We start from the raw sequence: 25,319 nt of genomic DNA, 5'->3' as shown, positions 1-25,319 counted from the left end.
CAATGGCTGCCACACTTCGCGAACTGCGCGGGCGTATCCGCTCGGCCGGGTCGATCAAGAAGATCACCAAGGCCCAGGAGCTGATTGCGACCTCGCGCATCGGCAGGGCACAGGCCCGGTTGGAATCGGCCCGGCCCTACGCGTTCCAGATCACCTCGATGCTCACCACGCTGTCCTCCGAGGCGGCGCTGGACCATCCGTTGCTCGTCGAGCGTGCCAACCCCAAAAGGTCTGGCGTGCTGGTGATCTCGTCCGATCGTGGCCTGTGCGGCGCGTACAATTCCAGCGTGTTCCGCCGCTCCGAGGAGCTTTTCTCGTTGCTGCGGGAAGACGGCAAGACGCCGGTCTTGTACACGGTGGGCCGAAAAGCGCAGAACTACTTCAAGTTCCGTAACTGGGACATCACCGAGTCCTGGTCGGGCTTCTCGGAGCAACCCAAGTACGAGAATGCGTCTGAGATCGCGTCGACGCTGGTGGAGACCTTCATGAAAGGCGCCGGCGACGACGATGCCGAAGAAGACCAGGGCGTCGACGAACTGCACATCGTCTACTCGGAGTTCAAGTCGATGATGTCGCAGACCGCTGTGGCGCACCGGATTGCCCCGTTGGTGGTGGAGTATGTCGAAGAGGACACCGGGCCGCACACGCTGTACTCGTTCGAGCCGGACGCGACAACGCTTTTCGAGGCGTTATTGCCGCGCTACCTGACCACCCGCGTGTATGCCGCGCTGCTGGAGGCGTCGGCATCCGAGCTGGCCTCTCGCCAACGGGCGATGAAGTCGGCCACCGACAACGCCGACGACCTCATCAAAGCCCTGACGCTGATGGCCAACCGCGAGCGTCAAGCCCAGATCACCCAGGAGATCAGCGAAATCGTCGGCGGCGCAAACGCACTCGCCGACGCCGCTAAGTAGGCCCCACGAGGAAGCGAAGAATAATGGCAGCTGCTACTGAAACCAAGAAGGACACGGCAGGAAAGTCGGGGAGCTCCGACACCAACGGCCGGGTGGTTCGGATCACCGGGCCCGTGGTCGACGTCGAGTTTCCGCGTGGGTCCGTCCCGGAATTGTTCAACGCCTTGCACGCCGAGATCACCTACCAGGAACTGGCTAAGACCCTGACGCTGGAGGTCGCCCAGCACCTCGGCGACAACCTGGTTCGGGCAATCTCGTTGCAGCCCACCGACGGTTTGGTGCGTGGGGTCGAGGTGACCGACACCGGCAAGTCGATCTCGGTGCCGGTGGGTGAGAACGTCAAGGGTCACGTGTTCAACGCGCTGGGCTACTGCCTGGACAAGCCGGGGTACGGAGAAGACTTCGAGCACTGGTCGATTCACCGCAAGCCACCGGCGTTCGAGGACCTCGAGCCGCGCACCGAAATGCTCGAGACCGGTCTGAAGGTTGTCGACCTGCTGACACCGTACGTGCGTGGCGGCAAGATCGCCCTGTTCGGCGGGGCCGGCGTGGGCAAGACGGTGCTGATCCAGGAGATGATCAACCGTATTGCCCGCAACTTCGGTGGCACTTCGGTGTTCGCCGGAGTGGGGGAGCGCACCCGTGAGGGCAACGACCTGTGGGTCGAGCTCAAGGAAGCTGACGTGCTCAAGGACACCGCGTTGGTGTTCGGTCAGATGGACGAGCCGCCGGGCACTCGTATGCGGGTAGCGCTGTCCGCGCTGACCATGGCCGAGTGGTTCCGCGACGAAGCCGGCCAGGACGTGCTGCTGTTCATCGACAACATCTTCCGGTTCACCCAGGCCGGGTCCGAGGTGTCGACACTGCTCGGTCGTATGCCTTCCGCGGTGGGTTACCAGCCAACGCTGGCCGACGAGATGGGCGAGCTGCAGGAGCGCATTACCTCCACGCGTGGCCGCTCGATCACGTCCATGCAGGCCGTTTACGTGCCCGCGGACGACTACACCGACCCGGCACCGGCGACCACCTTCGCGCACTTGGACGCCACCACCGAGCTGTCCCGATCGGTGTTCTCCAAGGGCATCTTCCCCGCGGTGGACCCGCTGGCCTCCAGCTCGACAATTCTGGATCCCAGCGTCGTCGGCGACGAGCACTACCGGGTTGCGCAGGAGGTCATCCGAATCCTGCAGCGCTACAAGGACCTTCAGGACATCATCGCGATTCTCGGTATCGACGAACTCTCCGAGGAGGACAAGCAGCTCGTGCAGCGTGCCCGACGCATCGAGCGGTTCCTCTCGCAGAACATGATGGCCGCCGAGCAGTTCACCGGCCAGCCCGGTTCGACTGTCCCGGTGAAGGAAACCATCGAGGCATTCGACCGCCTGTCCAAGGGTGAGTTCGACCACGTCCCCGAGCAGGCGTTCTTCCTGATCGGTGGTCTCGACGACCTGGCCAAGAAGGCCGAGAGCCTCGGCGCCAAACTGTGACCAAGGTCGAGCTGGCAAGAAAGGAGGTGTGGTATGTCGGAAATGAACGTTGAGATCGTTGCTGTCGACCGGAAGATCTGGTCCGGCGAGGCGAAATTCGTATTCACCCGCACCACCGTCGGCGAGATCGGCATCATGCCGCACCACATTCCGCTGGTGGCCCAATTGATCGATGACGCCATGGTGCGGGTGGAGCGCGAAGATGACGATGACCTGCGGGTCGCGGTCGACGGCGGCTTCCTGTCGGTGACCGAGCAAGGTGTGAGCATCCTCGCCGAGTCCGCTGAGTTCGAGTCGGAGATCAACGAGGACTCCGCCCGGCAGGACTCCGAATCGGACGATCCCCAAACCGCCGCGAGAGGCCGCGCTAGATTGCGCGCCATCGGCGCGATCGACTGATCCGCAACATGAGCGCGCCCATGGTTGGCATGGTCGTGCTCGTCGTCTTGTTGGGCGCGGCGGTACTTGGCCTGAGCTATCGGCTTTGGAAGCTGCGTCAGGGTGGAACCGCGGCCATCATGCGTGACATCCCCGCAGTAGGCGGCCACGGCTGGCGGCACGGCGTGATCCGTTACCGCGGCGGCGAAGCCGCGTTCTACCGGCTGTCCAGTTTGCGGTTGTGGCCCGACCGGCGGCTCAGCCGGCGAGGTGTGGAGATCGTCGCCCGACGTGGCCCGCGCGGCGACGAATTCGACATCATGACCGACGAGATCAGTGTCTTGGAACTGCGCGATACCACCCAGGACCGTCGGATGGGTTATGAAATCGCTTTGGACCGAGGCGCTTTGACCGCGTTTCAGTCCTGGTTGGAGTCGCGGCCGTCACCACGCGCCCGTCGTCGCAGCCGCTGAACCAAGAATCTTCCAAGACGACTGGGGCAGTATTCGAAACCGTCTGCTTCAATTCTTGATAACCAGGCTCGATATCCGGCGTCCGAATCTATCCAGCGCTCCCGGGTCGGCCATCGACAGGAAGAGGGAAAAACAATGACGAGCGGCTCGCCGGCCCCCGGCTGGTACCCCGACCCGAGCGGCCAACCTGGTCAGGCATATTGGGATGGCGCGCAATGGCGTAACGACGTGCCCCCGCCATTTCCGGCGCCCTATGGCGGCGGCGCACCCTATGGCGTGGATGCCTACGGACGACCGCTCTCCGATAAGAGCAAGGTCGCGGCCGGACTGATGCAGATCTTCTTGTCGACTTTCGCTGTCGGCCGCTTCTATCTCGGCTACACGAACATCGCCCTGATTCAGATCGCCGTGACCATCTGCACGTGCGGCATCGGCGCCATTTGGCCGTTGGTCGACGGGATCATGATTCTGATGGGCAATGTGCCCGACGCGCAGGGGCGCACGCTGCGCGACTGACTAGCTCGTCGCGCCGCCGCCCGGGCGCCACAGGACGTCCCCGTCGGGATTTGCCACCCGCGACAGGATGAACAGCAGGTCCGAGAGGCGGTTCAGGTATTTCGCCGGCAGTACGCTGACCCCGTCCGGGTGCACGTCGACCGCCGCCCATGCCGACCGTTCGGCGCGGCGAACGACCGTCCGGGCCACGTGCAGTAGCGCCGACAGAGCCGAACCACCCGGTAGTACAAAGGAATTCAGCGAAGGCAAGCCTTCGTTGAAGCTGTCGCACCATCCCTCCAGCCGATCGATGTAAGGCTGCGTGACGCGCAGCGGGGGATGCTTCGGGTCAGCAACCACCGGCGTCGAGAGGTCCGCGCCGGCGTCGAACAGGTCGTTCTGTATCTGCAGCAGCACTTCTCGCAGTGCCTCATCCGGGTTACCGAGTGCCACCGCGACGCCAATCGCGGAATTCGCCTCGTCGCAGTCGGCGTAGGCGACCAGCCGTGCGTCGGTCTTGGCAACACGTGAGAAATCGCTCAATCCCGTCGTGCCGTCGTCGCCGGTTCGGGTATAGATGCGGGTCAGATGGACAGCCATGGGCAAGACGCTACCCGGCGCGACCTGCTCGCCTGACTGACAAGGCGATAGCCCTTCACTAGACTGACGCGGGTGGCGGAGCGATTCGTGGTGACTGGTGGCAACCGGTTGTCGGGCGAAGTCGCTGTTGGGGGCGCCAAGAACAGTGTCTTGAAGCTGATGGCCGCGACGTTGCTCGCCGAGGGCACCAGCACGATCACCAACTGTCCCGACATCCTCGACGTTCCGCTGATGGCCGAGGTGCTGCGCGGTTTGGGCGCCACCGTGGAACTCGACGGTGACGTAGCGCGCATCACCTCACCGGACGAGCCCAAGTACGACGCCGACTTTGCCGCCGTGCGCCAGTTCCGGGCCTCAGTTTGTGTGCTTGGGCCGCTGGTGGGCCGGTGCAAGCGGGCCAAAGTGGCGCTGCCGGGCGGCGATGCGATCGGGTCGCGACCGCTGGATATGCACCAAGCCGGCCTGCGTCAACTCGGCGCGCAGTGCAACATCGAGCACGGTTGCGTGGTGGCGCACGCAGACACGTTGCGTGGCGCGGAGATTCAGCTGGAGTTCCCGTCCGTGGGGGCCACCGAGAACATCTTGATGGCCGCCGTTGTCGCCGAAGGTGTTACCACTATTCACAACGCCGCGCGCGAACCTGACGTCGTTGACCTATGCACGATGCTCAACCAGATGGGCGCCCAAATCGAGGGCGCCGGCTCACCCACCATGACCATCACCGGCGTGCCACGGCTGCACCCGACCGAACATCGGGTGATCGGTGACCGCATCGTTGCCGCCACCTGGGGGATCGCCGCAGCCATGACCCGCGGCGACATCACCGTCACGGGAATAGATCCGTCGCACCTGCAGTTGGTCTTGCATAAGTTGCACGATGCCGGTGCAACAGTCACCCAGACCGATGACAGCTTTCGGGTTGCCCAATACGAACGCCCAAAAGCCGTCAACGTCGCGACATTGCCCTTTCCAGGCTTTCCAACCGACTTACAGCCGATGGCGATAGCGCTGGCCGCGATCGCCGACGGCACCTCGATGATTACCGAGAACGTTTTCGAAGCGCGGTTTCGGTTCGTCGAGGAGATGATCCGGCTCGGCGCGGACGCCCGCACCGACGGACATCACGCCGTGGTGCGCGGATTGCCCCAACTGTCCAGCGCTCCGGTGTGGTGTTCGGACATCAGGGCGGGCGCGGGGCTGGTGTTGGCGGGCCTCGTCGCCGACGGTGACACCGAGGTCCACGACGTGTTCCACATCGACCGCGGCTACCCACTTTTCGTCGAGAACCTGGCGATTTTGGGAGCGGAGATCGAGCGGGTACAGTAGCCGAGTCACGCCCGATCGGCGCGATCAACTTCCAAGCGAAGACAACTTCCCAAGAAGAAGATCGAAACCGGGGCTTGACACCCCAGCCGGATCTGTATTAAGCTGGCAGGGTTGCCCCGAAACGGGCGAAATCAAGATCGAAAAGTGTTGTTTGAGAACTCAATAGTGTGTTTGGTGTTTTGTTTGTTGTTGTTTTTTTGACTACACCTAGCACTCCCCGTGTGTGGGTGTGGTCGCTTTTAAGATGCCAGTTTTGGTGTCATTTGTTAGATCAGATTTTCTCTGATTGTGAATTCACCTCGTTATCGAGGGGTTTTTGTTTGGAGAGTTTGATTCTGGCTCAGGACGAACGCTGGCGGCGTGCTTAACACATGCAAGTCGAACGGTAAGGCCCTTCGGGGTACACGAGTGGCGAACGGGTGAGTAACACGTGGGTAATCTGCCCTGCACATCGGGATAAGCCTGGGAAACTGGGTCTAATACCGGATAGGACCACAGAACACATGTCCTGTGGTGGAAAGCTTTTGCGGTGTGGGATGGGCCCGCGGCCTATCAGCTTGTTGGTGGGGTGATGGCCTACCAAGGCGACGACGGGTAGCCGGCCTGAGAGGGTGTCCGGCCACACTGGGACTGAGATACGGCCCAGACTCCTACGGGAGGCAGCAGTGGGGAATATTGCACAATGGGCGAAAGCCTGATGCAGCGACGCCGCGTGGGGGATGACGGCCTTCGGGTTGTAAACCTCTTTCACCATCGACGAAGGTTCGGGTTTTCTCGGATTGACGGTAGGTGGAGAAGAAGCACCGGCCAACTACGTGCCAGCAGCCGCGGTAATACGTAGGGTGCGAGCGTTGTCCGGAATTACTGGGCGTAAAGAGCTCGTAGGTGGTTTGTCGCGTTGTTCGTGAAATCTCACGGCTTAACTGTGAGCGTGCGGGCGATACGGGCAGACTTGAGTACTGCAGGGGAGACTGGAATTCCTGGTGTAGCGGTGGAATGCGCAGATATCAGGAGGAACACCGGTGGCGAAGGCGGGTCTCTGGGCAGTAACTGACGCTGAGGAGCGAAAGCGTGGGGAGCGAACAGGATTAGATACCCTGGTAGTCCACGCCGTAAACGGTGGGTACTAGGTGTGGGTTTCCTTCCTTGGGATCCGTGCCGTAGCTAACGCATTAAGTACCCCGCCTGGGGAGTACGGCCGCAAGGCTAAAACTCAAAGAAATTGACGGGGGCCCGCACAAGCGGCGGAGCATGTGGATTAATTCGATGCAACGCGAAGAACCTTACCTGGGTTTGACATGCACAGGACGCCGGCAGAGATGTCGGTTCCCTTGTGGCCTGTGTGCAGGTGGTGCATGGCTGTCGTCAGCTCGTGTCGTGAGATGTTGGGTTAAGTCCCGCAACGAGCGCAACCCTTGTCTCATGTTGCCAGCGGGTAATGCCGGGGACTCGTGAGAGACTGCCGGGGTCAACTCGGAGGAAGGTGGGGATGACGTCAAGTCATCATGCCCCTTATGTCCAGGGCTTCACACATGCTACAATGGCCGGTACAAAGGGCTGCGATGCCGCGAGGTTAAGCGAATCCTTTTAAAGCCGGTCTCAGTTCGGATCGGGGTCTGCAACTCGACCCCGTGAAGTCGGAGTCGCTAGTAATCGCAGATCAGCAACGCTGCGGTGAATACGTTCCCGGGCCTTGTACACACCGCCCGTCACGTCATGAAAGTCGGTAACACCCGAAGCCAGTGGCCTAACCCTTTGGGAGGGAGCTGTCGAAGGTGGGATCGGCGATTGGGACGAAGTCGTAACAAGGTAGCCGTACCGGAAGGTGCGGCTGGATCACCTCCTTTCTAAGGAGCACCACGAAAAGCACTCCAATTGGTGGGGTGCGAGCCGTGAGGGGTTCTCATCTGTAGTGGATGAGGGCCGGGTGCACAACAACAAGCAAGCCAGACACACTATTGGGTCCTGAGGCAACACTTGAGTTTGTCCAGGTGTTGTCCCGCCATCTTGATGGTGGGGTGTGGTGTTTGAGAATTGGATAGTGGTTGCGAGCATCAAAACAGATGCGTTGCCGTTCGCGGTAGCGCGTTCTTTTTTGTGCAATTTTATTCTTTGGTTTTTGTAGTGTTTGTAAGTGTCTAAGGGCGCATGGTGGATGCCTTGGCATCGAGAGCCGATGAAGGACGTGGGAGGCTGCGATATGCCTCGGGGAGCTGTCAACCGAGCGTTGATCCGAGGATTTCCGAATGGGGAAACCCAGCACGAGTGATGTCGTGTTACCCGTACCTGAATATATAGGGTACGGGGGGGAACGCGGGGAAGTGAAACATCTCAGTACCCGTAGGAAGAGAAAACAATTGTGATTCCGCTAGTAGTGGCGAGCGAACGCGGAAAATGGCTAAACCGCATGCATGTGATACCGGGTAGGGGTTGTGTGTGCGGGGTTGTGGGAGTGATACTTCTCAGTTCTACCTGGCTGAGGGGCAGTCAAAAAGTGTCGTAGTTAGCGGAAGTGGCCTGGGATGGTCTGCCATAGACGGTGAGAGCCCGGTACGCGAAAACTCGGCGCCTGCCTCGTATCAATTTCCCGAGTAGCAGCGAGCCCGTGGAATTTGCTGTGAATCTGCCGGGACCACCCGGTAAGCCTAAATACTTCTCGATGACCGATAGCGGATTAGTACCGTGAGGGAATGGTGAAAAGTACCCCGGGAGGGGAGTGAAAGAGTACCTGAAACCGTGTGCCTACAATCCGTCAGAGCCTCCTTGTGGGGTGATGGCGTGCCTTTTGAAGAATGAGCCTGCGAGTCAGGGACATGTCGCGAGGTTAACCCGTGTGGGGTAGCCGCAGCGAAAGCGAGTCTGAATAGGGCGCATCCCCGTAAGGGGTGTAGTGGCATGTTCTGGACCCGAAGCGGAGTGATCTACCCATGGCCAGGGTGAAGCGCGGGTAAGACCGCGTGGAGGCCCGAACCCACTTAGGTTGAAGACTGAGGGGATGAGCTGTGGGTAGGGGTGAAAGGCCAATCAAACTCCGTGATAGCTGGTTCTCCCCGAAATGCATTTAGGTGCAGCGTTACGTGGTTCACCGCGGAGGTAGAGCTACTGGATGGCCGATGGGCCCTACTAGGTTACTGACGTCAGCCAAACTCCGAATGCCGTGGTGTCAAGCGTGGCAGTGAGACGGCGGGGGATAAGCTCCGTACGTCGAAAGGGAAACAGCCCAGATCGCCGGCTAAGGCCCCAAAGCGTGTGCTAAGTGGGAAAGGATGTGCAGTCGCAGAGACAACCAGGAGGTTGGCTTAGAAGCAGCCACCCTTGAAAGAGTGCGTAATAGCTCACTGGTCAAGTGATTGTGCGCCGATAATGTAGCGGGGCTCAAGCACACCGCCGAAGCCGCGGCACATCTACGTAAGTAGGTGTGGGTAGGGGAGCGTCCCTCATTCAGCGAAGCCGTCGGGTAACCGCCGGTGGAGGGTGGGGGAGTGAGAATGCAGGCATGAGTAGCGAATAGGCAAGTGAGAACCTTGCCCGCCGAAAGACCAAGGGTTCCTGGGCCAGGCCAGTCCGCCCAGGGTGAGTCGGGACCTAAGGCGAGGCCGACAGGCGTAGTCGATGGACAACGGGTTGATATTCCCGTACCCGTGTGTGCGCGCCCGTGATGAATCAATTGTGCTAACCACCCAAATGGTTGCTGATCAATCCCTTCGGGGTGCGACGGTGACCGGCTGCGTGGGACCCCGGTTGGTAGTAGTCAAGCGAAGGGGTGACGCAGGAAGGTAGCCGTACCAGTCAGTGGTAATACTGGGGCAAGCCCGTAGGGAGAGCGATAGGCAAATCCGTCGCTCATTAATCCTGAGAGGTGACGCATAGCCGATTGAGGCGAATTCGGTGATCCTCTGCTGCCAAGAAAAGCCTCTAGCGAGTTCACACACGGCCCGTACCCCAAACCAACACAGGTGGTCAGGTAGAGAATACCAAGGCGTACGAGATAACTATGGTTAAGGAACTCGGCAAAATACCCCCGTAACTTCGGGAGAAGGGGGACCGGCATGCCGTGAACACCCTTGCGGTGGGAGCGGAAACCGGTCGCAGAAACCAGTGAGAAGCGACTGTTTACTAAAAACACAGGTCCGTGCGAAGTCGCAAGACGATGTATACGGACTGACGCCTGCCCGGTGCTGGAAGGTTAAGAGGACCCGTTAACTCGTAAGGGTGAAGCGGAGAATTTAAGCCCCAGTAAACGGCGGTGGTAACTATAACCATCCTAAGGTAGCGAAATTCCTTGTCGGGTAAGTTCCGACCTGCACGAATGGCGTAACGACTTCTCAACTGTCTCAACCATAGACTCGGCGAAATTGCACTACGAGTAAAGATGCTCGTTACGCGCGGCAGGACGAAAAGACCCCGGGACCTTCACTATAGCTTGGTATTGTTGTTCGGTACGGTTTGTGTAGGATAGGTGGGAGACTGTGAAACTCTGACGCCAGTCAGGGCGGAGTCGTTGTTGAAATACCACTCTGATCGTATTGGACACCTAACGTCGAACCGTATATCCGGTTCACGGACAGTGCCTGGTGGGTAGTTTAACTGGGGCGGTTGCCTCCTAAAATGTAACGGAGGCGCCCAAAGGTTCCCTCAACCTGGACGGCAATCAGGTGTTGAGTGTAAATGCACAAGGGAGCTTGACTGCGAGACTTACAAGTCAAGCAGGGACGAAAGTCGGGATTAGTGATCCGGCACCTCTGAGTGGAAGGGGTGTCGCTCAACGGATAAAAGGTACCCCGGGGATAACAGGCTGATCTTCCCCAAGAGTCCATATCGACGGGATGGTTTGGCACCTCGATGTCGGCTCGTCGCATCCTGGGGCTGGAGCAGGTCCCAAGGGTTGGGCTGTTCGCCCATTAAAGCGGCACGCGAGCTGGGTTTAGAACGTCGTGAGACAGTTCGGTCTCTATCCGCCGCGCGCGTCAGAAACTTGAGGAAACCTGTCCCTAGTACGAGAGGACCGGGACGGACGAACCTCTAGTGCACCAGTTGTTCCACCAGGAGCACCGCTGGATAGCTACGTTCGGACGGGATAACCGCTGAAAGCATCTAAGCGGGAAACCTTCTCCAAGATCAGGTTTCTCACCCTCTAGGAGGGATAAGGCCCCCAGCAGACCACTGGATTGATAGGCCAGACCTGGAAGCCCAGTAATGGGTGCAGGGAACTGGCACTAACCGGCCGAAAACTTACCAACACAACCAATCGCAACCACTATCTGTTCGCTGGCTTAATTGCCGTGGACACCACACCCCCCATCAATACAACTTGAATGTACAAATTAAATAGAGTTACGGCGGCCACAGCGACAGGGAAACGCCCGGTCCCATCCCGAACCCGGAAGCTAAGCCTGTCAGCGCCGATGATACTGCCCAATTCGGGTGGAAAAGTAGGACACCGCCGAACATACAAAAACACCCCCATTCATTTGGGGGTGTTTTTGTATTCTGGGGTCTTTTGCATTTCGGATGTGATCACGCACCGAACGCGGCAATCAGACGCGCGGTGATCAATCGAAGAGCGTCAGTGCGGATCGCCGCTTCTCCAACTCGAGCAGCGTCTGCTTGCGGTCGAGGCCCCCACCGTAGCCGGTCAACTTCCCGCTGGCGCCGATAACGCGATGGCACGGGACGATGATAGCGATGGGATTGTGTCCGTTGGCCAATCCCACCGCGCGCGCCGCACCCCGGGCCCCGATCTGGGCTGCGATCTCTCCGTAGGAACGCGTCTCGCCATAGGGAATGGTCAGTAGCGCCTTCCACACGCGCTGTTGAAATCCCGTGCCACGCATTTCCATTTCGATATCGAAGTCACAGAGCTCGCCGGCGAAGTAGGCGTCGAGCTGTTCGGCCGCGTCGGCGAACGCGCTGTCATCTCGACTCCACCCGGCCCGGCTCGGTTCGTAGGTCTGATCGACCATCCGCAGATTCGTCAGAACCCCCTCCTGGCCGGCTAGGGTCAGCGGACCAATAGGGCTTTCGATGGTGCGATAGAGAATCATGCTTCTGCCTTTCCTGGCTCGTTCGGTGGCCAGTGGTTCACCGGATGTTCAAGTGTGGTCCACAGGTGCTGAGTCGCATAGGACCGCCAGGGACGCCAGCGGGCGCTGTGCTCGATCAGGCTTCGTTCCTGGTCGGGCATGCCGAGCTGCTTGGCCGCCTGTCTGAGACCGAGGTCGCCGGACGGGAACGCATCCGGGTCGCCGAGGGCGCGCATGGCTACCACCTCTGCAGTCCAGGGCCCGATTCCGGGTAGATCGAGCAGTTGCTGGCGAGCCCGTGCCCAGTCACACCCGGGGTCAAGGGTGACGCTGCCTTCGGCGAGGGCGGCCAGCAGCACGGTTAGGGTCCGTCGGCGCGTCTTTGGCACGGCCAGCTGCAGTGGGTCGATGTCCGCGAGCTCCGCTACTGACGGGAACGTGTGGGTCAAACCGCCCGCGGCATCCTGAACGGGGCGGCCGTAGGTAGTGACCAGTCGGGCGGCGTGGGTGCGGGCCGCCCGTGTCGAGACCTGCTGACCCAGCACGGCCCGCACCGCCAGCTCGGACTCGTCGACGGTGCGCGGGATCCGTTGACCGGGCGCCTTGGCGACCACCGACGCCAGATCCGGGTCGGCGCTCAGCGCGTCGACCACGGCTTCGGGGTCGGCGTCCAAGTCCAAAAGGCGTCTGCAGCGGGCCGTGGCAGTGGCCAGATCACGGAAATCGGCCAGCACCAGCAGGCAGCGCACGTGATCGGGTGCGGGCGTCAGTGTCGCTATGCCGGTACCCCTGGACAATCGCAGGGTGCGCCGGTAAGCACCGTCGCGGACCTCCTCGCAGCCCGGTACCGCGGTAGCGGCCAAGTGGCCGAAGACACCCTCGTACGCGAACGGAGTTCGTACCGGTAGTCGCAGTGAAATAGCACCGGGCGAACTGGTTGGCGTGCCGAACCGCACGGCCGCATTCTTGCGCAACTGCGTCGGAGTGCTGTCGCTTACCAGGCGCACGGTGTCGTTGAACTGGCGGATGCTGGAGAAACCGGCGGCGAATGCCACGTCGCCAAACGGCAGGTCTGTGGTCTCGATCAGCACGCGCGCGGTCTGCATTCGTTGAGCCCGGGCCAGTGCGAGTGGACCCGCGCCGACCTCTGCCTGCAGCAGCCGCTCCACCTGCCGAGTGGTGTATCCCAGGTGGGCCGCCAGGCCGGTCACGCCCTCGCGGTCCACCGTGCCGTCGGCGATCAGCCGCATAGCCCGCGCGACTGTGTCTCCGCGCATGTTCCATTCTGGAGAACCGGGGGACGCATCCGGCCGGCACCGCTTGCAGGCTCGGAAGCCCTCGCGCTGAGCCGCGGCTGCTGTCGGGAGAAATCGTACGTTTCGGGCCAGTGGAGGCCGGACCGGACAACTGGGCCGGCAATAGATCCGGGTGGTCAGGACCGCGATAACGAACCAGCCGTCAAACCGGGCGTCCTTGGCCTGGACCGCCCGGTAACAGCGTTCGAAATCTTCATGCACCCCTCAACAGTTACACCCTTGGTCCGACATGACTGGCGGAAAAGCGACATCAACGTCGTGCGCCGGAAATCGCCAGCAACCCGCCGCTACCAGAGCACCCCGTAGGTGCTGGCCAGAATGAAGCCGTGCGATCCGGGGGCTTTGCAGGTGACCGTGCCCTGATGTCCCACCCCGCAGACGGTGCCCCAGTTTTCCAGCCGTTGTCCCTCGGGAAGTACGTCCACGTCTCGGGCGAAACCGGGCGGGTCGGCGTGCCGGTACTGTGCCGCCGCCCAGCTGCTGACCACGGTCTGGTTGGTGCCGGCGGGAGCGTCGATGGGAACCGCGTCGCATCCGGAAACGCCACCATTGGGTGCGACCGCACAGGAGCGGCCGTCGGGTGTCTTGAAGAATTTCCAGTAGAAGTCCGATGTCGAAGAAAAGTGCCCCTGCGCCAACGGATAAGCATCGATTGCATCAGCGCCGGACGGGGGATCCGCGGCCGCCGGAACTGTCTGCAGCAGCGCCGCAACACCCGCGAACGCTGCCGCGGTGGCTAGGAATCTCATTTCTGTGCTCCTGCGGTGTGCGTCAAGCATGAATCGATCAATGCGTCGACGAAGGCGTCGTCGACCGGCTCACCGGTCACTATCACCCGATAGTGGATGGGGCCGACGAGCCGCTCTGCCAACGATGCCACATCGATGTCGGAGGCCAGCTCGCCTCGTGCAATCGCCCGGACGAACGGCTTCTGGTCGCGAACCTGCTGGTCATGCAGGTAGCGGGCACGAAACGACCGCGCGAGTTCCGGATCGTGCTGCGCCTGCCCGATCAATGCGCGGTACACGGCGCCCGCGTCGTCAGTGGTGAGAAATCGGACCAGGTCGCGTAAGTGGGTGTGCAGGTCGCACCTGAGGCTGCCGGTGTCTGGTGGTTCCAGATCGGCGGCCGCGTCCTCGAGGAATGCGTCCATCAGCACTTCGGTCTTGGAGTTCCACCAGCGGTAGACGGTCTGTTTCGCCACCCCGGCGGACCTGGCGATGCCTTCGATGGTTACTCCGGCGAATCCCTTTTCGACCAGTAGGTCGTCGGCGGCGCGCAGGATGGCTTCACGCGCGGCCTCGCTGCGCCCGTGTCGGTTGCCGCGATGCGGTTGCGTGTTTGCCACAACCCGATCCAACACCATAAGTACTAGACTAGACGAAACGTAGCGTCTATTGTAAAAATCATGACTACGACTTTGAATCAACCGGAATACGCCTCGATCATCGATCAGCTCTTCGCCAATGCGAGACTCGATGCTGAACGCCGACAAGGGGTCTCGTCCCGCGACTATCCGTTGGAGGAGCGCGCGGAGGCCTGCCAGGACTTCTACCTCTCCGTAGCGCCCGACTCCGGGCGACTGCTCTACAGCCTGGTTCGTGCGGTCAAACCGACCACGATCGTGGAATACGGGATGTCGTACGGAATCTCGACCCTGCACCTAGCCGCCGCGGTCCGCGACAACGGCTTCGGCCACATCGTCACCACCGAGATGAGCTCACGAAAACTGGCATCTGCTCGGGCGACATTCGACGAAGCGGGTGTCAGCGACCTGATCACCATCCTCGCTGGTGACGCCCGCAGTACACTCCAAACAGTCACGGGCCCAGTGCAATTCGTGCTGCTTGATGGGTGGCCCGACCTTGACCTGACGGTGGCGAAGATCCTCGAACCCGTGCTGACGCACGGCGCGGTGATCGTCGGCGACAACGTCAGCCTCGACCCGGATCACGCCTATCTGAACTATGTGCGCGCCCCAGAGAACGGCTACATCAGCACGCCGCTGGGCTTGGACAAGGGCGTGGAATTGACGGTACGGCTCTGACTCGGCGCGTCAGTCCGCGGTGTCGTGCCGCTCACGCGGCTTGCGGTCACTGCCGGTGTCCGGTACATCGCTGTTGCGGAAGCGGCCGTCGCCGCGAGTCACCTTGATGCTGTAGGCGATGATCCCGACGAACAGAACGAACACCGATCCGTAGACGAGGAACACCCAGCTGCCGGTACCCATGGGGAAAGGTTACGTCGACGGCGCTATTTGTCCCGCTTGGCCGGCTGCGCCGGCGCGGCCAGTCGGATGCGCTGGTCGTGTCCACGAAGCCGCACGTGCCTGCCCAACGACCACCGGGCCTGTTCCTCCTCGCCGGCCCGCTCCAGCATCTGCGCGGATGCCAGCAACCGGCCGGGGCGTGACTTCGCCAACTCGCACAGGCGGGCCGCCTCGTTCACCGGCTCACCGATCACCGTGTACTCGAAGCGCTCCTTTGCGCCCACATTGCCGGCGACCACCTGTCCGGCGGCGACCCCGATACCGGCCCTAAGTTCTGGCATTTCGTGGGCAAGTCGCTCGGCGATAGCCCGTGCGGCGGCGAGCGCGGCGTCCTCGGGACAGTCCAGGTGATTGGGCGCTCCGAAGATGGCAAGCGACGCGTCGCCCTCGAATTTATTCACCAGCCCGTGATGGCGGTCGACCTCTTCGACGACGATCGTGAAGAACTGGTTCAGCAGGTGCACGACGTCGGCGGGCGGCCGGCTGGTTACCAGCTGCGTAGAGCCGACGATGTCGATGAAGACGACGGCGACGTGGCGCTCCTCGCCGCCCAGCTTCGGTCGCTCGCGCTCGGCGGCCAGCGCGACCTCGCGCCCGACGTGGCGGCCGAACAGGTCGCGCACGCGCTCCCGTTCGCGTAGCCCGTCCACCATGGCGTTAAAGCCCCGTTGCAGTTCGCCGAGCTCGGTCCCGTCGAACACCAACAGGTCTCCTCGCAGGTCGCCTTGTTCGACGCGCTTGAGTGCCGCCCGCACCACCCGAACCGGGGTGGCCGTCAGCCAGGCCAGGATCCACATCAGGGTGAACCCAAAGATCAGGGTGGCTGCCGCGATGATCAGCACACCGACCGCGAACTGTGTCTGGGTCAGGTTTTGCATGGCCATCTCGAAGATGGCCATCAGGCCGATGCCGACTACGGGCACACCCGAACCGAGCAGCCACACCACCATGGTGCGGCCCAGGATCCCGGGCGCCAGTCGCCGCGGCGGCGGCCCGGCCTCGAGCGCCTGCGCGGCCACCGGGCGCAGGGCGAACTCGGTGAGCAGGTAGCTACTGGTGGCCACCAGCAAGCCGCAGAAACTGACCACCACCAGAAAACGGGGAATGAACATCTTGTTGGCCATCCCGTAGAGGGCGGTCAGCAACAGCGTCCCGATGCCCCACAGAACGAGATGGCCGACGGCCACGCGCCACGGCGCCATGAAAGTGTTGCGCTCGTCGCGGGGAGTCGGCGTGCGTTCCTCGATCGCCCAGCGCAGCGCTTCGACCGTGCCGCGCGTGATCGTGACCGCCCCGATCGCCAAGGCGGCCACGATGTAGGCCGGGACCGCCACGAACGACACCCAGAACGGTGCGTCATCGAACACATCCGGCACCGGAACCGCGACAGTCACCACCAGCATCGCCACGGCGATGCCGATCAGATTCGCACTAATGATCAGGACGGTCATGATGACCTGGATGCGGACCCGTCGGCGGTGCTGGTCCTCCGACACCCGCCCCAACAGCCAGGAGCCGTAAGCGGGGGTCGCCGACAACCGCCCGCTCTGGCGGGTCAACCGCTCCAGCACGCGGCCGAGCCGCTGCGCGAAACTCCGCTGGGACGACCGCCGGGGCGGCTGCTTGGAGGACATGGTTGCGCTCAGCCTAATTCGTCGGATCGTCCCAACGCCCGATTCCCGCCAGCCTCTAAGGTGATGCGGGTGCGTCTTGTCATCGCCCAGTGCACTGTCGACTACGTTGGCCGCCTCACCGCGCATCTGCCCTCCGCACGCCGGTTGCTGTTGTTCAAGGCGGACGGCTCGGTAAGCGTCCACGCCGACGACCGCGCCTATAAGCCGCTGAATTGGATGAGCCCACCATGCTGGCTGACCGAGGAGCCGGGACCGATCTGGGTGGTGGAGAACAAGGCCGGCGAACAATTGCGCATCACCGTTGAGGCGATCGAACACGACTCGAGCCACGATCTCGGCGTCGATCCCGGGTTGGTCAAGGACGGTGTGGAGGCCCACCTGCAGGCGCTGCTCGCCGAGCATGTCGGGCTACTGGGCGAGGGGTACACCCTGGTGCGCCGCGAGTACATGACCGCCATCGGGCCGGTCGATCTGTTGTGCCGGGACGAGAAGGGCGGTTCGGTGGCCGTGGAGATCAAGCGTCGCGGCGAGATCGACGGCGTCGAGCAACTCACCCGTTATCTCGAACTACTCAACCGTGACACCGTGCTGGCGCCGGTGAAAGGAGTTTTCGCCGCCCAGCAGATCAAACCGCAGGCCCGCACTCTAGCAACGGATCGTGGCATCCGTTGTCTGACACTGGATTACGACAAGATGCGAGGGATGGACAGCGACGAGTACCGGCTGTTCTGATGGCCCGGCGCCGCAACCGGCCGCAGCGGCCCCTGCCGCCGCCGCTGGCGCAGCGGGTGGAGACCGGACCGGACGGGTACGACTACGAAGTGCGCGCGGTGGCGGTCGCGCGTGCTGCCAAGACGTATCGCTGCCCCGGGTGCGATCACGAAATCCGTTCTGGCATAGCACATGTGGTGGTTTGGCGGACCGATTCGGCAGAGGCGGTGCAGGACCGACGGCACTGGCACACACCGTGTTGGGTGAACCGCGCCACCCGCGGGCCAACCCGCAAGTGGTATTAGCTCAGCGCGGCGCCGGCTCGACCAATTCGATCAACACCCCGCCGGCGTCCTTGGGGTGGATGAAGTTGATCCGCGAGTTTGCGGTACCGCGGCGCGGGTTCTCGTAGACCAGCCGCACGCCCTGGTCGCGCAACTGCTCGCACATGGCGTCGAGGTCTCTGATCCGGCAGGCCAGCTGCTGGATGCCCGGGCCGCGCTTGTCGATGAACTTCGCGATCACCGAGTCCTCGTCGAGCGGGGCCATCAGCTGGATCTGCGCGCTGGTACCCGGCACCGCCAGCATGGCCTCGCGAATACCCTGGTCATCGTTGATTTCCTCGTGCACCAGGATCATGCCCAAGTGGTCGTTGTACCACTCGATCGCGGCATCGAGGTCGGCGACTGCGATGCCGACGTGATCGAGTCCGGTCACCAGGGAAGTAGCCAAACTGCGACGGGCGTCAACTTGATCGGTCGTCATCACATAACGGTAACCTCATGAGGAAGAATCTGCTTCTCCGGGTTGCTGTAATCGCCCGTTCCCAAGCGTCTAGGAGGTTTCATGACCACGTCGGTGATCGTTGCTGGGGCACGGACACCCATCGGCAAGTTGATGGGTTCGCTGAAGGATTTCAGCGCCAGCGACCTGGGCGGCATCGCGATCAAGGCGGCCCTGGAGAAGGCCTTCCCCAACGAGGAGGCGCCCGCCTCATTGGTCGAGTACGTGATCATGGGCCAGGTGCTGACCGCGGGCGCGGGGCAGATGCCGGCCCGTCAGTCCGCGATCGCGGCCGGTATCAGCTGGGACGTTCCGGCGCTGACAATCAACAAGATGTGCCTGTCCGGTATCGACGCGATTGCGTTGGCCGATCAGCTGATCCGCGCCGGGGAGTTCGACGTGGTGGTTGCCGGCGGGCAGGAGTCCATGACCAAGGCGCCGCACCTGTTGATGGACAGCAGGTCGGGCTACAAGTACGGCGACGTCACCGTGCTCGACCACCTGGCCTACGACGGGCTGCACGATGTCTTCACCGATCAGCCGATGGGTGCGTTGACCGAACAACGCAACGACATCGACAAGTTCACCCGCCAGGAGCAGGACGAATACGCCGCCGCCTCGCACCAGAAGGCCGCCGCCGCGTGGAAGGACGGCGTCTTTGCCGACGAAGTGGTCCCGGTCAGCATTCCGCAGCGCAAGGGCGATCCGCTGCAGTTCAGCGAGGACGAGGGCATTCGCGCCAACACCACCGCCGACTCGCTATCCGGCCTCAAACCGGCGTTCCGCAAAGACGGCACCATCACCGCCGGGTCGGCCTCGCAGATCTCCGACGGGGCGGCCGCGGTCGTGGTGATGAACAAGGCAAAGGCCCAGCAGTTGGGGCTGACTTGGCTGGCCGAGATCGGCGCCCACGGTGTGGTGGCCGGGCCGGACTCCACCTTGCAGTCGCAACCCGCCAACGCAATCAAGAAGGCGCTGGACCGGGAAGGCATCACCGTCGACCAACTCGACGTGGTGGAGATCAACGAAGCATTCGCGGCGGTGGCACTGGCCTCGACCAAAGAGCTCGGGATCAATCCGGAGATCGTCAACGTCAACGGCGGCGCGATCGCCGTCGGGCACCCGATCGGTATGTCGGGAGCGCGCATCACCCTGCACGTGGCGCTAGAGCTAGCGCGCCGCGGCTCGGGCTACGGCGTAGCCGCGCTGTGCGGCGCCGGTGGTCAGGGCGACGCACTCATCTTGCGGGCGCCGTAGCCGTCAGCAACCAGGGTCGGACTTTGCTGGCGGCGGCGGGGCAGAGCGGTGGCGCGAAGTTTGTGAGATCGGTCATACCCGCTGGTTACCGGCCAGTATCACGGGCTTGCCGCATCCGCGCCACCGGGTCAGACGGCGCCAAGAGCGGCGTGACAAACTTGAGAGCGTGACACGTCCTCGTCCCTCGATCGGGCCTGCGTTGGCCGGCGCGGTCGACCTGTCCGGTCTTAAGCAGCGCGCTCAGCAATCCACCGCACCGTCGGGTTCACCGGCGGGTAGTGGACCGTCAGCACAACCCGGCGGACCGGGCGGTGCAGAGATCATCCAGGTCACCGAAGCCAATTTCGAAGACGAGGTAATCAACCGCTCCGACGAGGTGCCGGTGGTGGTGCTGTTGTGGTCGCCACGAAGCGAGCTCTGCGTCGAGTTGCTCGAGACGCTGTCTGCACTGGCGGCCGACGACAACGGCAAGTGGGCCCTTGCGGCGGCCAACGTCGACGCCGCGCCCGGGCTGGCCCGGGTATTCGGGGTGCAGGCCGTTCCGACCGTTGTCGCGCTGGCCGCGGCACAGCCCATTTCCAGCTTTCAGGGTGCACAGCCCGCCGACCAGTTGCGCCGCTGGATCGACAAGCTGCTCGAAGCGACCGAAGGAAAGCTCAAGGGCCCTTCCGGTTCCGGCGAGCCGGCGCCAGTCGACCCGACGGTGGCACAGGCGCGCCAGGAACTGGAGGCCGGCGAGTTCGAGGCGGCCAAGATTTCCTATCAGCAGGTCCTAGACGCCGACCCCGGCAGCGTCGAGGCCAAGGCGGCCATCCGCCAGATCGACTTCCTCACCCGCGCAACCGCGCAACGCCCGGACGCGGTGCTGGTTGCCGACGCCGCACCCGACGACATCGACGCCGCGTTCGCCGCCGCGGATGTGCAGTTGTTGAACCAGGATGTCAGCGGGGCGTTCGACCGGCTGATTGCGTTGGTGCGCCGCACCTCGGGCGACGACCGCACCAAGGTGCGGACCCGGCTGATCGACCTCTTCGAGCTGTTCGACCCCGCCGACCCGGAAGTCATCGCCGGCCGGCGCAACCTCGCCAACGCGCTGTATTGAGAATCCTTTACTCGTCGGGCTCCAGCCACAGCGCTGACATCGGCGGCAACACCATCACCGCCGAGGCAGGCCGCCCGTGCCAGGCATCTTCGGTGGCGTCCACACCGCCGAGATTGCCGATCCCCGAACCGTTGTAGATCGTCGCGTCGGTGTTGAGTACCTCCCGCCAGCGACCGGCGACCGGCAGCCCCAGGCGGTAGTTGCTGTGCTCGGCACCGGCGAAGTTGAACACGCAAGCCAGCACCGAGCCGTCGCTGCCGTACCGCAGGAAGCTCAGTACGTTGTTGGCCGAGTCGTTGGCGTCGATCCACGAGTAGCCATCGGGGGTGTTGTCCTGACTCCAAAGGGCGGGGTGGCTGGAGTAGATGGCGTTGATGTCACGCACCAGACGCAGCGCACCGTTGGAGAAGCCCTGTTCGTCGAGTTGCCACCAGTCCAGGCCGCGCTCCTCCGACCACTCGGCGCGCTGGCCGAACTCCTGGCCCATGAACAGCAGTTGCTTGCCCGGGTGTGCCCACTGATAGGCGAGCAGGCTGCGCAGCCCGGCCGCTTTGGTGTGGTTGTCGCCGGGCATCCGGCTCCACAGGGTCCCCTTGCCGTGCACCACCTCGTCGTGGCTCAGCGGTAGCACGTAGTTCTCGCTGAACGCGTACAGCAGCGAGAACGTCATCTCGTGGTGGTGAAAGCTGCGGTAGATCGGGTCGCGACTGACGTAGTCGAGCGTGTCGTGCATCCAGCCCATGTTCCATTTCATCGAAAAGCCAAGCCCGCCCAGGTTGGTCGGGCGGGTGACGCCCGGCCAAGAGGTCGACTCTTCGGCGATGGTGACGATGCCCGGCGCGGCCTTGTGCGCGGTGGCGTTCATCTCCTGCAGGAACTGCACCGCTTCCAGGTTTTCCCGTCCGCCGTAGATGTTCGGCGTCCAGCCGCCTTCCGGTCGCGAATAGTCCAGGTAGAGCATCGATGCCACTGCGTCCACGCGGAGGCCGTCGACGTGGAACTGCTCGATCCAGTACAGCGCATTGGCCACCAGAAAATTGCGCACCTCAGGACGGCCGAAGTCGAATACGTAAGTGCCCCAGTCCAGTTGCTCGCCGCGGTTGGGATCGGAGTGCTCATATAGGGCGGTGCCGTCGAACCGGCCCAGTGCCCAGGCGTCCTTCGGGAAGTGTGCGGGCACCCAGTCGATGATGACACCGATGCCCGCCTGATGCAGCGCGTCGACGAGGCTGCGGAATTCGTCGGGCGTGCCGAAGCGAGACGATGGCGCATAGTAGGACGTGACCTGGTAGCCCCACGAACCCCCGAACGGATGCTCGGCTACGGGCAACAGCTCGACATGGGTGAAGCCTTGTTGAGCAACGTATTCCGTCAGCTCGTGTGCGAGCTGCAAGTAGCTCAGGCCGGGGCGCCAGGAGCCGAGGTGCACCTCGAGAGTGCTCATCGGCTCGAAGACCGGGTTGCGTTGCGCGCGCTGCGCTATCCACTCGTCGTCGCCCCAGGTGTATTGGCTGACCGTCACCCGCGATGCGGTCTGGGGCGGAACCTCGGTACCGAACGCGAGCGGATCGGCGCGGTCGGACACCACGCCGTCGGCGCCGTGCACTCGGAATTTGTATAGACCGCCGGGGGGGAAGTCGGGCCAGAACAGCTCCCACACACCGGAGGAGCCCAGCACCCGCATCGGAGCGTCGTTGCCCGTCCAGCCGTTGAACTCACCGATCAGGCTGACGCCCTTGGCATTCGGGGCCCACACGGCGAACGACACCCCGGTCACCTCGCCGTCGGGGGTGGTGAACGAGCGGGGATGGGCGCCAAGTACTTCCCAGAGTCGCTCGTGGCGGCCCTCGGCGAACAGGTGCAGGTCCACCTCGCCCAGCGTGGGCAGGAAGCGGTAGGCGTCGGCGACGACGTGCGGGCCGGAACCCTCGTAGGTCACCTCAAGTCGGTAGTCGATCAGATCGATGAACGGCAACGCCGCCCCGAACACCCCGGAATCGAGGTGTTGCAACGGAAACCGGTCCTCGCCCACCAGCGCGACGACGCTGGTGGCGTGTGGGCGAAAGGTCCGGATCACGGTGTGGTCAACGTACTCATGGGCGCCCAGGATGCTGTGCGGGTTGTGATGTTCGCCGGATACCAGGCGTTGCACCTCGGTGGGATCGGGCATCAGATGTGTCGTAGCGAGTTGGTCAATGCGGTTCATTTCCCCTCACCTCCTGCGCAGCAGCGTGATCCGGGACTTTTCGGAAATGACGGGCATGTTGACAATGTGAGCGACTGCTCGGCCCGGGTCGATGCGGATGTAATTGGCTTGCCCCCATTGGTATTCCTCGCCGGTGATCTCGTCGCGCACCCAGAACCGGTCATAGGGCTCCATGCCCAGCGCCTCCATGTCCAGATGCAGGGTCGATTCCTCGGGCCCGAATGCGTTGAGCGTCACCACCACCAGGACGCAGTCACCGGTCGCCGGGTCGAACTTGCTGTAGGCCAGCAGGGCGTCGTTGTCCAGGTGATGGAAGTGGATGGTGCGCAGTTGCTGCAGTGCGGGATGCAGCCGGCGGATCTGGTTGAGCCGGGTGATGAACGGCTCCAACGACTTTCCTTCGGCCAGGGCGCCCGCGAAGTCGCGGGGCCGCAGTTCGTATTTCTCCGAGTCCAGGTACTCCTCGCTGCCCTCGCGCACAGCGCGATGCTCGAACAGCTCGTAGCCCGAATACACTCCCCAAGCCGGGCTCATGGTGGCGGCCAGCACCGCCCGGATGGCGAACATGCCGGGACCGTTGTGCTGCAGGATTGCATGCAGGATGTCGGGCGTGTTGACGAACAGGTTGGGGGTGCGGAAGTCGGCGAGGCGGGCGATGTCGTTACCGAACTCGGTGAGTTCCCACTTGGCGGTGCGCCAGGTGAAGTAGCTGTAGGACTGGGTGAAACCCAGCTTGGCCAGACCGTATTGGCGCGCGGGCGGGGTGAATGCCTCGGACAGGAACAGCACGTCGGGGTCGAAGGACTTGACCTGACCGATCAGCCAGGCCCAGAAGTCCGGTGGCTTGGTGTGCGGGTTGTCCACCCGAAAGAACTTGACGCCGTGGTCGATCCAATGCCGCACCACACGCAGCACCTCGTCGTAGAGGCCGGCCGGATCGTTGTCGAAGTTCAGTGGGTAGATGTCCTGGTACTTCTTCGGCGGGTTTTCCGCGTAGGCGATGGTGCCGTCGGGCAGCTCGGTGAACCAGTTACGGTGCGCACGGGCCCACGGGTGGTCGGGCGCGCACTGCAATGCCAGATCGAGCGCCACTTCCATCCCTAGTTCTCTTGCGGCGAAGACGAATTCGTCGAAGTCGTCGATGGTGCCGAGGCTGGGGTGCACCGCGTCGTGGCCGCCCTCGTCGCTGCCGATCGCCCAGGGTGAGCCGACGTCTCCGGGAGCGGCGGTGGGGTTGTTGTTGGGTCCCTTGCGGTGCACCTTGCCGATCGGGTGGATCGGCGGAAGGTAGACCACGTCGAAACCCATCTCGGCGATCCGCGGCAGTGTCGCTGCGGCGGTGGCGAACGTGCCATGCAGCGGGTTGCCGTTGGCGTCCCACCCGCCGGTCGAGCGCGGGAAGAACTCGTACCACGACCCGAAACGCGCCGCCGGCCGGTCGACCCAGACGCCGAACTGCTCGCCGCGGGTGACCAATTCTCGCAGTGGATACTCGTGCAGCAGCTCCTCGATCTGGGGAGCGAGCGCAAGCGCGGTGCGCGTCAAGGGGTCCCCGGGCGACCGCAACGCGGTCGCCGCTTCCAGTAGCGGTCCGCGCTGTTGCCGCGGTACCCCCGTGGCGGCTCTCTCGAACAGCGCCGCGCCTACTAGCAGGTCGTTGGAAAGTTCCTTTTCGCCTTGGCCCGCATCGAGTTTGGCGATCAGACCGTGTCGCCAGGTGTGTATAGGGTCGCCCCAGCCGTCGACCCGGAAGCTCCATAGGCCGACCCGATCAGGTGCGAATAGGCCGTGGAACACGTAGGGTTCCAGGCCCATTGTCATCGGCAGGTGCAGCGGCTTGACTCGCTCATCAGTTGCCGCCGTGTCCGGCTTGCCGGTCACTTCGGCCTCGGTAGCTTGTACGGCCTTGATTCGGCGAACCTCGGTGACCTGCGGGTAGCGCGTCCCCAGGTAGCGGACCACCAGGGTCGCCGCTACCGCCTCGTGGCCTTCGCGCCATACCGAGGCGCGGACCGGGATCACCTCGCCGACCACAGCTTTTGCGGGATAAGTACCGCACGAGACGACGGGTTGGACGTCGTCGATCTCGATACGACCGGGCACCAATCACTCCAATCCGATTCTCCGGCTCCTGCTCGGTCCGCGGGGTGCGGACCGCATCGTCGCGGGAGAGTTCTTGGACTTCACCCCTCGAACGATGTAGCGGTCCTCGTCGGGGTTTTCTTCCAGGTCTAGTTCCGCAGGCCGGTCTGCTCGCCTCCTTAGCGCCCATACCCACCCTAATGGTCGGCTACACCGAAGGTGGTGTAGCCGACTGCCGAATTGGCCGCCGTGGAAGGCTGCAG

Annotated in this window: 21 protein-coding genes and 3 rRNA genes; 14 read left to right on the top strand and 10 right to left on the bottom strand. The window is 63.0% G+C overall.

Annotated elements, in window-relative coordinates; translation table 11 throughout:
• Positions 1-2: 2 nt before the first annotated feature.
• The 5 genes from H0P51_RS20415 (at position 3) to H0P51_RS20395 (ending at position 3,768) form a co-directional block, all read left to right on the top strand.
• Positions 3-914 carry a F0F1 ATP synthase subunit gamma gene (locus H0P51_RS20415; RefSeq protein WP_180914703.1) on the top strand — a complete coding sequence of 304 codons (912 nt, stop codon included), beginning with the start codon at positions 3-5 and terminating at the stop codon, positions 912-914.
• A gap of 23 nt (positions 915-937) precedes the next feature.
• Positions 938-2,401 carry a F0F1 ATP synthase subunit beta gene (atpD, locus tag H0P51_RS20410; RefSeq protein ID WP_180914702.1) on the top strand — a complete coding sequence of 488 codons (1,464 nt, stop codon included), beginning with the start codon at positions 938-940 and terminating at the stop codon, positions 2,399-2,401.
• 33 nt (positions 2,402-2,434) lie between these two features.
• Entirely contained in the window at positions 2,435-2,800 is a 366-nt protein-coding gene (locus tag H0P51_RS20405) for a F0F1 ATP synthase subunit epsilon (RefSeq protein ID WP_180914701.1), read from the top strand.
• An 8-nt stretch (positions 2,801-2,808) separates the two neighbouring features.
• Entirely contained in the window at positions 2,809-3,252 is a 444-nt protein-coding gene (locus tag H0P51_RS20400; protein ID WP_180914700.1) for a DUF2550 domain-containing protein, read from the top strand.
• A 135-nt stretch (positions 3,253-3,387) separates the two neighbouring features.
• On the top strand, positions 3,388-3,768 hold the full coding sequence (locus tag H0P51_RS20395) for an NINE protein (RefSeq protein WP_180914699.1): 381 nt from the start codon (positions 3,388-3,390) through the stop codon (positions 3,766-3,768).
• Here H0P51_RS20395 and H0P51_RS20390 read toward each other — a convergent pair whose 3' ends face one another.
• Positions 3,769-4,347, bottom strand: coding sequence for a cob(I)yrinic acid a,c-diamide adenosyltransferase (locus tag H0P51_RS20390; RefSeq protein ID WP_180914698.1), 579 nt, complete (start codon positions 4,345-4,347; stop codon positions 3,769-3,771).
• A gap of 72 nt (positions 4,348-4,419) precedes the next feature.
• Between H0P51_RS20390 and murA the strand changes: the two genes are divergently transcribed.
• The 4 genes from murA to rrf all read left to right on the top strand — a co-directional run bounded on the left by murA (position 4,420) and on the right by rrf (position 11,122).
• A complete protein-coding gene (murA, locus tag H0P51_RS20385) occupies positions 4,420-5,673 on the top strand; it encodes a UDP-N-acetylglucosamine 1-carboxyvinyltransferase (RefSeq protein WP_180914697.1) in 1,254 nt (417 codons plus the stop codon).
• A 317-nt stretch (positions 5,674-5,990) separates the two neighbouring features.
• A 16S ribosomal RNA gene (locus H0P51_RS20380) occupies positions 5,991-7,520 on the top strand.
• Between the two features lie 281 nt (positions 7,521-7,801).
• Positions 7,802-10,913 (top strand): 23S ribosomal RNA (locus tag H0P51_RS20375).
• 95 nt (positions 10,914-11,008) lie between these two features.
• A 5S ribosomal RNA gene (gene rrf, locus H0P51_RS20370) occupies positions 11,009-11,122 on the top strand.
• Together the 16S, 23S and 5S rRNA genes form the textbook arrangement of a ribosomal RNA operon.
• Before the next feature lie 103 nt (positions 11,123-11,225).
• Here rrf and H0P51_RS20365 read toward each other — a convergent pair.
• The 4 genes from H0P51_RS20365 to H0P51_RS20350 all read right to left on the bottom strand — a co-directional run bounded on the left by H0P51_RS20365 (position 11,226) and on the right by H0P51_RS20350 (position 14,360).
• Positions 11,226-11,717, bottom strand: a complete 492-nt coding sequence (locus tag H0P51_RS20365; RefSeq protein ID WP_180914696.1) for a methylated-DNA--[protein]-cysteine S-methyltransferase — start codon at positions 11,715-11,717, stop codon at positions 11,226-11,228.
• Positions 11,714-13,213, bottom strand: coding sequence for a DNA-3-methyladenine glycosylase 2 family protein (locus H0P51_RS20360; protein WP_180914695.1), 1,500 nt, complete (start codon positions 13,211-13,213; stop codon positions 11,714-11,716). Before H0P51_RS20360 ends, H0P51_RS20365 begins: the two co-directional genes overlap by 4 nt.
• A gap of 86 nt (positions 13,214-13,299) precedes the next feature.
• Positions 13,300-13,761, bottom strand: a complete 462-nt coding sequence (locus H0P51_RS20355; RefSeq protein WP_180914694.1) for a hypothetical protein — start codon at positions 13,759-13,761, stop codon at positions 13,300-13,302.
• A complete protein-coding gene (locus H0P51_RS20350) occupies positions 13,758-14,360 on the bottom strand; it encodes a TetR/AcrR family transcriptional regulator (RefSeq protein ID WP_246398107.1) in 603 nt (200 codons plus the stop codon). The genes H0P51_RS20355 and H0P51_RS20350 overlap by 4 nt, the downstream gene beginning before the upstream one ends.
• A 60-nt stretch (positions 14,361-14,420) precedes the next feature.
• Here H0P51_RS20350 and H0P51_RS20345 point away from each other — a divergent pair, with 60 nt between their 5' ends.
• On the top strand, positions 14,421-15,059 hold the full coding sequence (locus tag H0P51_RS20345) for an O-methyltransferase (protein ID WP_180914692.1): 639 nt from the start codon (positions 14,421-14,423) through the stop codon (positions 15,057-15,059).
• A 9-nt stretch (positions 15,060-15,068) separates the two neighbouring features.
• Here H0P51_RS20345 and H0P51_RS20340 read toward each other — a convergent pair whose 3' ends face one another.
• Positions 15,069-15,242 (bottom strand): hypothetical protein, encoded by a 174-nt coding sequence (locus H0P51_RS20340; protein WP_180914691.1) that lies wholly within the window; start codon positions 15,240-15,242, stop codon positions 15,069-15,071.
• A 23-nt stretch (positions 15,243-15,265) separates the two neighbouring features.
• A complete protein-coding gene (locus H0P51_RS20335; protein ID WP_180914690.1) occupies positions 15,266-16,915 on the bottom strand; it encodes an adenylate/guanylate cyclase domain-containing protein in 1,650 nt (549 codons plus the stop codon).
• A gap of 69 nt (positions 16,916-16,984) precedes the next feature.
• Here H0P51_RS20335 and nucS point away from each other — a divergent pair, with 69 nt between their 5' ends.
• Positions 16,985-17,647 (top strand): endonuclease NucS, encoded by a 663-nt coding sequence (gene nucS, locus H0P51_RS20330; RefSeq protein WP_180914689.1) that lies wholly within the window; start codon positions 16,985-16,987, stop codon positions 17,645-17,647.
• Positions 17,647-17,931: a hypothetical protein gene (locus tag H0P51_RS20325; protein WP_180914688.1), complete on the top strand. Its 285-nt coding sequence runs from the start codon at positions 17,647-17,649 to the stop codon at positions 17,929-17,931. The genes nucS and H0P51_RS20325 overlap by 1 nt, the downstream gene beginning before the upstream one ends.
• Before the next feature lies 1 nt (position 17,932).
• On the opposite strand, the gene mce is transcribed toward H0P51_RS20325, so the two are convergent.
• Positions 17,933-18,394 (bottom strand): methylmalonyl-CoA epimerase, encoded by a 462-nt coding sequence (gene mce / locus H0P51_RS20320; protein ID WP_180914687.1) that lies wholly within the window; start codon positions 18,392-18,394, stop codon positions 17,933-17,935.
• Between the two features lie 78 nt (positions 18,395-18,472).
• On the opposite strand from mce, the gene H0P51_RS20315 reads away from it, so the two are divergent.
• Both H0P51_RS20315 and H0P51_RS20310 read left to right on the top strand, forming a co-directional pair.
• Positions 18,473-19,666, top strand: a complete 1,194-nt coding sequence (locus H0P51_RS20315; RefSeq protein WP_180914686.1) for an acetyl-CoA C-acetyltransferase — start codon at positions 18,473-18,475, stop codon at positions 19,664-19,666.
• Between the two features lie 166 nt (positions 19,667-19,832).
• The gene (locus H0P51_RS20310; RefSeq protein ID WP_180914685.1) at positions 19,833-20,768 is read left to right on the top strand and encodes a tetratricopeptide repeat protein; all 936 of its coding nucleotides are present in this window, start codon (positions 19,833-19,835) and stop codon (positions 20,766-20,768) included.
• A gap of 7 nt (positions 20,769-20,775) precedes the next feature.
• Here the strand turns inward: H0P51_RS20310 and glgB are convergent, their stop codons facing one another.
• On the bottom strand, positions 20,776-22,974 hold the full coding sequence (gene glgB / locus H0P51_RS20305; RefSeq protein WP_180914684.1) for a 1,4-alpha-glucan branching protein GlgB: 2,199 nt from the start codon (positions 22,972-22,974) through the stop codon (positions 20,776-20,778).
• A 6-nt stretch (positions 22,975-22,980) separates the two neighbouring features.
• Positions 22,981-25,077, bottom strand: a complete 2,097-nt coding sequence (locus tag H0P51_RS20300; protein ID WP_180914683.1) for an alpha-1,4-glucan--maltose-1-phosphate maltosyltransferase — start codon at positions 25,075-25,077, stop codon at positions 22,981-22,983.
• Positions 25,078-25,319 lie beyond the last annotated feature (242 nt).

The sequence above is a fragment of the Mycobacterium vicinigordonae genome, assembly GCF_013466425.1.
Lineage (GTDB): Bacteria > Actinomycetota > Actinomycetes > Mycobacteriales > Mycobacteriaceae > Mycobacterium > Mycobacterium vicinigordonae.
The sequence above is the reverse complement of the archived record's forward strand: the minus strand, read 5'-3'. Positions and strand labels throughout refer to the sequence as shown.

Bases quoted from the DNA above. Each gene is read 5' to 3' on its own strand.
- H0P51_RS20415 (WP_180914703.1), top strand. From the start codon at position 3: ATGGCTGCCACACTTCGCGAACTGCGCGGGCGTATCCGCTCGGCCGGG.
- atpD (WP_180914702.1), top strand. From the start codon at position 938: ATGGCAGCTGCTACTGAAACCAAGAAGGACACGGCAGGAAAGTCGGGG.
- H0P51_RS20405 (WP_180914701.1), top strand. From the start codon at position 2,435: ATGTCGGAAATGAACGTTGAGATCGTTGCTGTCGACCGGAAGATCTGG.
- H0P51_RS20400 (WP_180914700.1), top strand. From the start codon at position 2,809: ATGAGCGCGCCCATGGTTGGCATGGTCGTGCTCGTCGTCTTGTTGGGC.
- H0P51_RS20395 (WP_180914699.1), top strand. From the start codon at position 3,388: ATGACGAGCGGCTCGCCGGCCCCCGGCTGGTACCCCGACCCGAGCGGC.
- H0P51_RS20390 (WP_180914698.1), bottom strand. From the start codon at position 4,347: ATGGCTGTCCATCTGACCCGCATCTATACCCGAACCGGCGACGACGGC.
- H0P51_RS20365 (WP_180914696.1), bottom strand. From the start codon at position 11,717: ATGATTCTCTATCGCACCATCGAAAGCCCTATTGGTCCGCTGACCCTA.
- H0P51_RS20355 (WP_180914694.1), bottom strand. From the start codon at position 13,761: ATGAGATTCCTAGCCACCGCGGCAGCGTTCGCGGGTGTTGCGGCGCTG.
- H0P51_RS20345 (WP_180914692.1), top strand. From the start codon at position 14,421: ATGACTACGACTTTGAATCAACCGGAATACGCCTCGATCATCGATCAG.
- H0P51_RS20340 (WP_180914691.1), bottom strand. From the start codon at position 15,242: ATGGGTACCGGCAGCTGGGTGTTCCTCGTCTACGGATCGGTGTTCGTT.
- H0P51_RS20335 (WP_180914690.1), bottom strand. From the start codon at position 16,915: ATGTCCTCCAAGCAGCCGCCCCGGCGGTCGTCCCAGCGGAGTTTCGCG.
- H0P51_RS20325 (WP_180914688.1), top strand. From the start codon at position 17,647: ATGGCCCGGCGCCGCAACCGGCCGCAGCGGCCCCTGCCGCCGCCGCTG.
- H0P51_RS20315 (WP_180914686.1), top strand. From the start codon at position 18,473: ATGACCACGTCGGTGATCGTTGCTGGGGCACGGACACCCATCGGCAAG.
- glgB (WP_180914684.1), bottom strand. From the start codon at position 22,974: ATGAACCGCATTGACCAACTCGCTACGACACATCTGATGCCCGATCCC.